This is a genomic window from Kitasatospora sp. NPDC098652 (genome assembly GCF_044760155.1).
Lineage (GTDB): Bacteria > Actinomycetota > Actinomycetes > Streptomycetales > Streptomycetaceae > Kitasatospora.
In genome coordinates, this window is the sequence record NZ_JBIWAQ010000011.1 from 286603 (window position 1) to 294469 (window position 7867).

The 7867-nt window shown below is 69.1% G+C and carries 9 protein-coding genes; 6 read left to right on the forward strand and 3 right to left on the reverse strand.

Going from position 1 to position 7867, the window contains the following annotated elements; genetic code table 11:
* Positions 1–53: 53 nt before the first annotated feature.
* The 3 genes from ACIQWA_RS24380 to panD are packed head-to-tail and all read left to right on the forward strand — an operon-like array spanning position 54 to position 2509.
* A complete protein-coding gene (locus tag ACIQWA_RS24380) occupies positions 54–1412 on the forward strand; it encodes a lysine N(6)-hydroxylase/L-ornithine N(5)-oxygenase family protein (protein WP_402485669.1) in 1359 nt (452 codons plus the stop codon).
* Entirely contained in the window at positions 1399–2070 is a 672-nt protein-coding gene (locus ACIQWA_RS24385; RefSeq protein WP_402485671.1) for an FMN-binding negative transcriptional regulator, read from the forward strand. Before ACIQWA_RS24380 ends, ACIQWA_RS24385 begins: the two co-directional genes overlap by 14 nt.
* A gap of 31 nt (positions 2071–2101) precedes the next feature.
* Positions 2102–2509 carry an aspartate 1-decarboxylase gene (panD, locus tag ACIQWA_RS24390; RefSeq protein WP_402485674.1) on the forward strand — a complete coding sequence of 136 codons (408 nt, stop codon included), beginning with the start codon at positions 2102–2104 and terminating at the stop codon, positions 2507–2509.
* Positions 2510–2596: 87 nt separating this feature from the next.
* On the opposite strand, the gene ACIQWA_RS24395 is transcribed toward panD, so the two are convergent.
* Positions 2597–3664 carry a ParB/RepB/Spo0J family partition protein gene (locus ACIQWA_RS24395; RefSeq protein WP_402485676.1) on the reverse strand — a complete coding sequence of 356 codons (1068 nt, stop codon included), beginning with the start codon at positions 3662–3664 and terminating at the stop codon, positions 2597–2599.
* 766 nt (positions 3665–4430) lie between these two features.
* On the opposite strand from ACIQWA_RS24395, the gene ACIQWA_RS24400 reads away from it, so the two are divergent.
* From ACIQWA_RS24400 to ddaH, 3 genes are all read left to right on the forward strand, one after another.
* Complete coding sequence (locus ACIQWA_RS24400; protein WP_402485679.1) at positions 4431–5132, forward strand: thioesterase II family protein; 702 nt, start codon at positions 4431–4433, stop codon at positions 5130–5132.
* A gap of 165 nt (positions 5133–5297) precedes the next feature.
* A complete protein-coding gene (locus tag ACIQWA_RS24405) occupies positions 5298–5510 on the forward strand; it encodes an MbtH family protein (RefSeq protein WP_360245522.1) in 213 nt (70 codons plus the stop codon).
* An 86-nt stretch (positions 5511–5596) separates the two neighbouring features.
* Positions 5597–6463 carry a dimethylargininase gene (gene ddaH / locus ACIQWA_RS24410; RefSeq protein WP_402485683.1) on the forward strand — a complete coding sequence of 289 codons (867 nt, stop codon included), beginning with the start codon at positions 5597–5599 and terminating at the stop codon, positions 6461–6463.
* Positions 6464–6527: 64 nt separating this feature from the next.
* Here the strand turns inward: ddaH and ACIQWA_RS24415 are convergent, their stop codons facing one another.
* Positions 6528–7271, reverse strand: a complete 744-nt coding sequence (locus tag ACIQWA_RS24415) for a TetR family transcriptional regulator (RefSeq protein WP_360245516.1) — start codon at positions 7269–7271, stop codon at positions 6528–6530.
* A gap of 87 nt (positions 7272–7358) precedes the next feature.
* Positions 7359–7867: acyl-CoA dehydrogenase family protein (locus ACIQWA_RS24420; protein ID WP_402485686.1), on the reverse strand; the 509-nt coding region annotated here is incomplete at its 5' end.

Sequence of the window (7867 nt, forward strand, 5' to 3'; positions counted from 1 at the left end):
CCGGAATTTACCTCCCGCGCACGGCAGCCCCAAGAACGGGATGAGAACACCACATGCAACCGACAACGACGTACAGTGGTCCGGTTTTCGACATTTTGGGAGTCGGTTTCGGTCCCTCCAATCTGGCTCTGGCGGTAGCCGTCGAGGAATACAACGAGGCCACCTCGGGCGCCCCGCTGCGGGCCGGCTTCATCGAGCGCAAGCAGCGCTTCGAATGGCACAAGGGCATGCTGCTCGACCAGGCGACGATGCAGGTCAGCTTCCTCAAGGACCTTGCCACGATGCGGAATCCGGGCAGTCGGTTCACCTTCCTGACGTATCTGCACGAGCGCGACCGACTGGTCCGGTTCATCAACCACAAGACGTTGTTCCCGCTGCGCATAGAGTTCCACGACTACCTGGAATGGGTGGCAGCGCAGTTCACGGAACTCGTTCGCTACGGCACCGAAGTGGTCGAGGTCCGCCCCGTCGAGGAGGACGGCAGGGTCGTCCACCTGGATGTTTTCTCGCGCGAAATCGACAACCCCGACGTGGTGGTCGTGCACCGGACCCGGAACCTGGTGATCGCCAGCGGTATCGTTCCCACTCTGCCGCTCGGACTGGAGGCCACGGACCGCCTGTGGCACAGTTCCGACTTCCTCAACCGACTCGCGGAGTTCCCGGGGGATCCGTCGGTGTGTACGGTCGTCGGCGCGGGGCAGAGCGCCGCCGAGATAGCCGGGCACCTTCACGACACCTTTCCGAACGCCGACGTCCACGCGGTTTTCTCGCGCTACGGCTACAGCCCCGCGGATGACTCGCCCTTCGCCAACCGCGTCTTCGACCCGGCGGCCGTCGACGAATTCTTCTCCGCGCCGCCGCACGTGCAGCAGACGTTCTTCCAGTACCACGCGAACACGAACTACTCGGTGGTCGACATCGAGGTGATCGAGGACCTGTACGACCGGATCTACCGGGAGTCCGTACGCGGCGTTCCCCGTCTGCACGTCCGCCACATGACGGCGGTACGGCAGGTGACCTCGGAACCCGACCGGGTCCGGCTCCGGCTGGAGCACCTTCCCAGCGGCGAACTCGTCGACCTCGACACCGATCTGGTGGTCTTCGCGACCGGCTACCGGCCGATGGATCCGCTCGCGGTGCTCGGCGGGACGGCCGACTTCTGCAAGCGCGACTCCTCCGGTCTCCTACGCGTCCAGCGGGACCACAAGGTGGTGACCGAGAGCTCGGTGGAGTGCGGGATCTACCTCCAGGGCGGCACGGAGCACACCCACGGCCTGTCCTCCTCGCTGCTGTCGACCACGGCGGTCAGGGCCGGCGAGATCGTCGAGTCGGTGGCCGGACGCGACCGGGGCGCGGCTCCCGGGCAGCTCGGACGGGCGAGGTCGAAGGGACTCAGCGATGTACGTTCCTGAGCAGTACCGGCCGCAGGACCCGTCCTGGACCCTCGAACTGATCCGTTCCCATCCGCTGGCCCTGCTGGCCACCAACGGGCCGCAACACCCCTGGGCCACCCACGTCCCCGTGCTGCTCGCCGAGGAGCCCGATGGATCTCCCGCCTCCGGGGACCACCTCGTCGGCCGGCGGATCCTCGGACACCTGAACGTGCTCAACCCCCACTGGGAGGCCCTGGCCGGGGCCGATCACGCCGTACTCGTCTTCCAGGGGCCCGGCTCCTACCTGTCGCCGACGGTCTACGAGAAGTCCCCCGCGGCCCCGACCTGGGACTTCACCTCCGTTCACGTCCACGGCGCACTGCGGTTGATCGACGACCCCGACGAGCTCAGGGGGATCGTGCGGGCCACCGTGCGCACCTTCGAGCGGGAGGTCGGCACGGGCTGGGACATGAGCGACTCGCTCGAGTACTTCGACCGACTGCTGCCCGGGGTCCGCGGGTTCGAGATCGAGGTCCGGAGCGTCGACAGCATGTTCAAGCTCAGCCAGGAGCAGCCGCCCGAGGTCGTGGCCAAGGTGATCGACAACTTCCGCCGGGACGACGGGAGTCGGCGGCGGGAACTGGCCGCCATGATCGAACGCGCGGCCTCCGACGAACCCGGCGGCCTCGCTCCGTAACGCCCACCACCATCACTCGGGAGGACGAACCATGCAGCGCACGATGCTGAAGTCGAAGATCCATCGAGCCACCGTGACCCAGTGCAACCTCCACTACGTGGGCTCGGTCACCGTGGACGAGGACCTGATGGAGGCCGCCGACCTGCTCGCGGGCGAGCTGGTCCACATCGTGGACATCAACAACGGCTCCCGCCTGGAGACCTACGTCATCGCGGGACCGCGCGGCAGCGGCATCATCGGGATCAACGGCGCCGCGGCCCGACTGGTCCACGAAGGCGACCTGGTGATCCTCATCTCGTACGCGACGGTCGACGACGCCGAGGCCCGCACGATGGACCCCAGGGTCGTCTTCGTCGACGAAGCCAACCGCATCCTGGACGCCGGCACCGATCCGGCAGCCGTACCGCCGGGGCACGGCCTGGTGTCCGGAGCCTCCTAGCCGAGCAGCGGTGAGCCGGCTCGCGGTGGAGCCGGCTCACCGGGCCTGTTCAACTGCCCGGAACGGACAGTTGAACAGGCGCTCCGCTCAGGCCGATCGGCTTTCCAGCTCCTCGGCGAACGAGTTCCAGTCCTGTGCGCACGCTCGCGCGAACTCCGCCACGGCGCCCGCCGCGTGGGGTGGGACCTGGTTCACGAACTCGCTCCACTGCCGACTGCCGGTCGCCTGCGAGCCGAGCCAGCGCAACAGCGAGCGGCGGGCCTCGTTGAAACGGAGCGACGGGTCCCGGCGGAGCCTCTCCACGATGTCCGCGGGCCGGGTGACCGCGTCGGCGTCGGGCGGCACGATCCGACTGCGCACCATGCCGGGCGGCTGCCCGCTCAAGGCCACTTCGATGACGTGCGACCTCGGCACGCTCTCCTCCGCCCGCGGCCGCGGTGCGCGCTCCATCGCCCGTTGCTTCGGGGGAACGGGGTCCTGGCCGCGGCGCATCCGGTCGCGGACGTCCCGCACGGTGGCCGGAGCGATACCCGCGACCTTGGCGATCTCCCGCAGGGAGGCGCCCGGCTGCTCGGCTATCAGCTTGCCGGCCAGTCGGCGCCCATGTGCCGCGCTGATCGGGCGTGCCTTCCCGTCGCGTCCGATCCGCGCCCCGAGCGGGGATCCGGCAGACTCCCTCTGCCGGATCCCCTTCACCGTCACGGCGGCGAGCCCCGCGGAGGCGGCGATCGCACGGTCGGACCAGTAGGGGTGCGCCTTGAGGATGCGGGTCGCGGCCGCGGTGCGGTCCGCCTGGGTCAGTGGCAGCCCGTGCGCCCGGTTGGCCTCCACCGCGAGCACGAACGCCGCCTCCTCGTCGCCGTGGAAGAAGCTGACCTCGATCTCCTGGTCACCCCTGGACCGCGCCGCGAGCAGGCGGTGCAGCCCGTCGATGACCTTCATGGACGGCCAGTGGACCAGGATCGGCGGCAGCGGCTCGTCGACCTGCGCGAGGGTTTCGACATGCCGCTCGTCCGGCCCCAGAAGCCGGGGGGAATCGCCGGGTAGGAGTGAGCTGACCGGAATCGTCCTGGTACGGGACCCGGATAGCGGCCTTAAACGTCCATCTTCACGATCCGCACCCAATGCATTCGCACCATCAATACGACTAGCCACGGCAACTGCCTCCCCTGTATCGCCTGACTGGTCTTCTTGCCCCCTGGGCCGAGTTCCGGCCGGGTACGAAGAACGGACCTATCGTAAGCACTTGCGCAGTGATCAGCTCGAAATTACTTTGCGTCATATTGCCTGGTCGGTCGAGCACTTACTGCAATCGGCGGCCTCCCGTCGGGGTCCGGCCGGGCTCCGCCCCACGGTGTCCCAGCGGCGGGGCGCCGCGACCGGCCGCAGGGGCGCCGGCAGCAGGGGCCGACGGGCTCTCAGGCGCCCGCACCAGGCCTGCCGGTGGAGCACGGGCCGTAGCCGAACGGTGAACCGGCGGTGACGCCCAACCGGCGACGCACGAGGCCCATTGACACCGGGAGACGCGTCGAAGCATCATCGGACTCGCGATCACCGCGATCGGATTTCTCCGGAGCAAGCCCCCCGGAACGGCGAGGCGAATCCGCACCCCGATTCGGGACGGCCGTCCCGCCCGCGGATTGTTCGGGCTCACCGGAATTCCGAATACGGCGCTGCAGCTGTTTCCGTCCGACTACGGTCCGGACCCATTCCGAACCATTCGAGGAGAGCACCTCGGGGCCCGCAACGGAATCACCGCCCGACACCGGAACCACAGCCCGGCACCGGAACCACAGCCCGGCACCGGAAATCATCCGGAGCGGCCGTCCGCTCCAACCCGAGGAAGAGTGGTATGCGCAGCCAGGACGACATGCGGGTCGGCCGATGGTTCCGGAAGGTCCGGCCGTGCCCGAATCCGCAGATGCGATTGATCTGCTTCCCCCATGCCGGCGGCCTGGCGAGCTTCTTCCACCCCTGGGGCCGGCTCGTTCCACCCGGCGTGGAACTGCTGGCGGTCCGCTATCCCGGCCGGGAGGACCGGCTCCTCGAACCCCTCGCCCGGACGATGGACGAGCTTTCCGTACCGATAGCCCGTGAGTGCGCCCGCCTGCTCGACGCCCCGCTGGCGTTCTTCGGCCACAGCATGGGCGCCTCGGTCGCCTACGAGGTGGCGCTGCGCCTGCAGGAGGAGCACCGCTTCTCGTTGTCGGCCCTCTTCGTCTCCGGCCGCTCGGGGCCCGGGCGGGAGCGGATCCGTCCGCTCTCCGAGGCCACGGACTCCCAACTCATGCAGGAACTCACCGAGTTGGGCGGGACGGACGCCCAGGCCTTCGACGACGCGGAGCTGCGCGAACTGGTTCTGCCGGCGATCCGCGCCGACTACCGGCTGATCGAGGCGTACACGGCGACGAGCACCAACGCCGTGGTGAACGCCCCTGTCACTGCCTACTATGGAGAACAGGACGCGGACGTGGACCGCGATTCAGCGGAAGCCTGGGCCGGGGTGACGCGCTCGGACTTCCGGGTGACGCCCTTCGAAGGCGGCCACTTCTACCTCCTGAACGAGACCCAGGCCCTCGTCGACGACCTCTTCTCCGGTCTCGGCCGCACCGCCAGGTGCTGAGCCCGACCGACGAGCCCGACCACGGAGCCCGACCACGGAGCCCGACCACTGAGCCCGGCTGACGAGCCCAACTGACGTCAGTCGCCCCGGAGTTCGGCCGGACCGGCCCGCCGGGATGTCCCGCACCGTTCGAAGCCACACCCGACCCAGACAGAGGAACCAAGAATGTCGAACCCGTTCGAGGACCCCACCGCCACCTACTTCGTCCTGGTCAACACGGAGGGGCAGCACTCGCTCTGGCCGGCCTTCGCCGAGGTGCCCGAAGGCTGGGAGGTGGCCTTCGGCGAGGCCGGGCGCGAGGAGTGCATCGCCTTCACCGAGAAGTCCTGGACCGACATGCGCCCGAAGTCCCTCATCGCCGCCATGCAGGGCAACTGACCCCGGCTTTCCGCACGCAACCGGCCGGAGGCCTCGGTACGCCGGAGCCTCCGGCCGCTGGTCTGCTGAATTGCAAGGAGATTTCCGTGTCACCGAGGACCGGCAGCACCGATCACGGGTACGCCAGGGCAGGGGAAGCAGTGACTCGTACGGCAACACGGCGACGCCTTCTGATGTGCGCTCCACGGCATTTCGACGTCACCTATTCCATCAACCCGTGGATGGCTCCCGAGAAGCCCACCGACGGCTCCGTGGCGCTCGCCCAGTGGGAGAGCCTCCGCGATCTGTACCGCGCTCTCGGGCATGTCGTGGAGGTGATCGATCCGCTCCCCGGGCTGCCCGACATGGTCTTCGCCGCCAACGGCGCCACCGTGGTGGACGGTCGGGTGTTGGGCGCGCGCTTCCGGAGCGTCGAGCGCACGGCCGAGGGCCCTGCCTACCTCGCCTGGTTCCGGGACCACGGCTTCGGGGACATCCGCTGGCCGGAGCACGTGAACGAGGGCGAAGGCGACTACCTGCTCGCCGGCCGCACGCTGCTGGCGGGGACGGGCTTCCGCACCGACCGCCGCTCCCACGTCGAGGCCCAGGACTTCTTCGGGGTCCCGGTGGTCTCCCTGGACCTGGTGGACCCCCGCTTCTACCACCTGGACACCGCCCTTGCGGTGCTCTCGGACGACGAAGTGATGTACTACCCGGCGGCCTTCTCGGAGAGCAGCCGGAAGGTGCTCCGGGAACTGTTCCCCGACGCGATCCTGGCGACCGAGGAGGACGCCCTCGTCTTTGGCCTGAACGCGTTCTCCGACGGCCGCCACGTGGTGCTGCCCCAGTCGGCGGTCCATCTGATCGACGAGCTGAGGCAGCGCGGCTTCGAGCCGATCGGCGTCGACCTGTCGGAACTCCTCAAGGCCGGAGGCAGCGTCAAGTGCTGCACCCTGGAACTGCGTAACGGCTGAGCGGCGGAGCCGCCGCGGTCAGATCCGGCGTCAGATCCGGCGTCAGATCCGCGTTAGATCCGCGTCAGATCCGGCGGGAGTCGCCGATGGCGCTCTCGATGCCCTGGACCATCCGCCAGAGCGGCGCGCGACGGCTGGCGACCAGCACCACCACGTCGTCGGCCGGGCTCTCGCCCTCCGGGGCGGCGTCGGCGGGGCGGTCGCTCCAGGTGGAGGTGACGAAGGCCATCGCCGCGTCCACCTCGGCCACCCAGTCGCTCTCGCCACCCGAGCGCAGCCAGGTGCGCAGGGCGTGGTTGTGCGCGGCGACCACGGCGGCGGCGATCACGTCGGCGCGCAGCGGGCCGTCCGGGCGGTCGGCGAAGCGGCCGCGCAGGTAGGCGGCGAGGGTGTGCTCGTAGCGCCAGACCACCGACAGCTCGTACGCGCGCAGGCCGGGGACCTTGCGGGTGAGGCGGTAGCGCTGGACGGAGAAGGAGGGCTGCTCCGCGTACATCCGCAGGACCAGCCGGGCCGCCTCGCAGGCGTGCCGGACCGGGTCCTCCTCGCCGGTGCCGGACTCCAGGAACTCCGTCATCTCGGCGAGGCTTCGCTCGTGGTCGGGGAAGACCACGTCCTCCTTCGCCGGGAAGTAGCGGAAGAAGGAGCGCCGGCCGACGCCGGCGAGCGAGACGATGTCGTCGACCGTCGTCTGCTCGAAGCCGCGCTCCAGGAAGAGTTCGAAGGCCGCGGCCACCAGCGCCTCGCGCATGGCCGGCTTCGAGGGCCCGTCGTTCATGGGCAGGTCCTGCTCTTCCTTCTCGCTCATTCTCCGGAACTTAGCATCGGCTCGACGGGGCGGCCCCGACGGCCGGTCGGCTGCACCGGCCGGCCGTCGGGGCCCGTCGGGCCGTCGTTACGGCAGGTTGCGGGCCATCACGATCCGCTGGACCTGGTTGGTGCCCTCGTAGATCTGGGTGATCTTCGCGTCCCGCATCATCCGCTCCACCGGGTAGTCCCGCGTGTACCCGTAACCACCCAGCAACTGCACCGCGTCCGTGGTCACCTCCATCGCCACGTCCGACGCGAAACACTTCGCCGCCGCACCGAAGAACGTCAGATCCGCATCCCCCCGCTGCGACTTCGCCGCCGCCACATACGTCATCTGCCGCGCGGCCTCCAGCTTCATCGCCATGTCCGCCAGCATGAACTGCACACCCTGGAACTCCGCGATCGCCTTCCCGAACTGCTTACGCTCCCGCACATAGCCCTTCGCGTAGTCCAGCGCGCCCTGCGCGATGCCGACCGCCTGCGCCGCGATCGTCACCCTGGTGTGGTCCAGCGTCTTCATCGCCGTCGCGAAACCCGTACCCTCCGCACCGATCATCCGGTCCGCCGGGATCCGCACATTGTCGAAGTACACCT

Excerpts from the sequence above, each read along its gene's own strand:
- ACIQWA_RS24380 (WP_402485669.1), top strand. The coding sequence starts at position 54 with ATGCAACCGACAACGACGTACAGTGGTCCGGTTTTCGACATTTTGGGA.
- ACIQWA_RS24385 (WP_402485671.1), top strand. The coding sequence starts at position 1,399 with ATGTACGTTCCTGAGCAGTACCGGCCGCAGGACCCGTCCTGGACCCTC.
- panD (WP_402485674.1), top strand. The coding sequence starts at position 2,102 with ATGCAGCGCACGATGCTGAAGTCGAAGATCCATCGAGCCACCGTGACC.
- ACIQWA_RS24400 (WP_402485679.1), top strand. The coding sequence starts at position 4,431 with ATGCGATTGATCTGCTTCCCCCATGCCGGCGGCCTGGCGAGCTTCTTC.
- ACIQWA_RS24405 (WP_360245522.1), top strand. The coding sequence starts at position 5,298 with ATGTCGAACCCGTTCGAGGACCCCACCGCCACCTACTTCGTCCTGGTC.
- ACIQWA_RS24415 (WP_360245516.1), bottom strand. The coding sequence starts at position 7,271 with ATGAGCGAGAAGGAAGAGCAGGACCTGCCCATGAACGACGGGCCCTCG.